This is a genomic window from Chroococcidiopsis cubana SAG 39.79 (assembly GCF_003991895.1).
Classification (GTDB): Bacteria; Cyanobacteriota; Cyanobacteriia; order Cyanobacteriales; family Chroococcidiopsidaceae; genus Chroococcidiopsis; species Chroococcidiopsis thermalis.
In genome coordinates this window covers 6,909-7,900 of record NZ_RSCK01000162.1, presented here as the reverse complement: position 1 = coordinate 7,900, position 992 = coordinate 6,909, and the positions used below count along the sequence as shown (strand labels likewise).

The following is a 992-nucleotide window of genomic DNA, read 5'->3' as shown; positions in this document are numbered from 1 at the left end:
TGGAATGAATTTGATAGTTTTCGTGATTGTGTCGATGCTGCTTTCAAACAGTGTCCTAATGTATATGCGTAGTGCTATATTAGCTGCTTGTGGGAAAGGTTTCTCTGCTGTTGCGCGGTTTTGGGTTTCCGGCGTTTGTAGAGTTGCCCAATCGGTGAGGAGGGCATCAGAACTGAGCCTGTCCCCAGGTGCAGGGGGTAAGCCGCCACGTCCAGCGACAACAAAACGGTTTTCTGCTCCAGATGGACAGCCTGCTGCAACTAATCCCGAAGCATCGACTAGTCCCGCAGGTAACTCTACAATATTGTGACTGGGATCGATATCAGCAGCATTGAAGCTGACAGTACCACTTAAAGAAGGATTGTTGAGGGAAATTGCAGCAACATCATTGTCAGCCAATTCACCCAAGAATGCTTGGAGTTGTTCTGTTGTAGGAGTGGCAGTGCCAAATAGTCTTTGGAGTTCTGGCTGGAGTTCTTGGCTGGTGCGTGGTCTTAGCCCAATAATGCTTTGAGCATTAATCTTAATTTCACCACCCTCACCATCGAAAGCATTAGCGAAGATATCGTTATTACCTTGAAATTCTGCAATGACTAAGGGAGAGGTGATGGTAATATTACCCGCATCTCCACGTTGTCCCGTGCCTCCTGCTGAGGTAGAGATTTGGCTACCGTTGCGTAATCTCACGCTTTTACTACCTTGTAATTCAATATCCCCACCGTTGCCTTGTCCAGAATTGCTAGCTTCTAGTACAGCAATATCATCAAAAGAAACTAACGGTGCTGATATTTGAATATTGCTACCATTGGCTACTGCACCAGGTTCTACGTCAGTAAAAATTCCACTTCCGTCGTCAGGATCGCTGCTACTTCTGCCTGCAAAAGAAATTGAGTCTGTTGCTTCTAGGAAGACTACACCAGGATTTCCTTGTTGTCGTGCATTCGGTAAAAAACCAGCCTGTAGCTCCGCTCCATTAGTGAAAGCAATTTTTC

At 46.0% G+C, this 992-nt stretch carries 1 pseudogene; it reads right to left on the bottom strand.

From position 1 onward, the window contains the following. A pseudogene (locus DSM107010_RS35765) lies at positions 1-992 on the bottom strand (S-layer family protein); the annotation flags it as partial.